1 protein-coding gene is annotated in these 363 nt (G+C 35.3%); it reads left to right on the top strand.

Going from position 1 to position 363, the window contains the following annotated elements; all coding sequences use genetic code 11:
• A partial coding sequence (locus FE392_RS22730; RefSeq protein ID WP_319931949.1) for a ferrochelatase occupies positions 1-260 on the top strand: 260 nt, incomplete at its 5' end.
• Between the last annotated feature and the right edge of the window lie 103 nt (positions 261-363).

The following is a 363-nucleotide window of genomic DNA, read 5'->3' as shown; positions in this document are numbered from 1 at the left end:
CAGATCCTTGGATTGGTCCAGATGTACAAGATTTAACGAGAGAATTAAATGAAAAGTACGGCTACAATTCATTCGTATATGCACCAGTTGGATTTGTTGCTGAACATTTAGAAGTTTTATATGACAACGACTTTGAGTGTAAAGTTGTAACTGATGAAATTGGTGCGAAATATTATCGTCCAGAAATGCCAAATGCATCGGACGCATTTATTGATTGTTTAACAGATGTTGTATTAAAGAAAAAAGAATCTGTATTGTAAGAAGAAAGGGGGAGCATGCTTGAGGAAAAAAGTTGTAGTCATCGGCGGTGGCATCACAGGATTAACAACAATGTATAACTTGCAAAAAGAGATTTATGATAAG

The organism is Xenorhabdus santafensis, from assembly GCF_033949405.1.
Taxonomy (GTDB): Bacteria; Pseudomonadota; Gammaproteobacteria; order Enterobacterales; family Enterobacteriaceae; genus Xenorhabdus; species Xenorhabdus santafensis.
The sequence above is the reverse complement of the archived record's forward strand: the minus strand, read 5'-3'. Positions and strand labels throughout refer to the sequence as shown.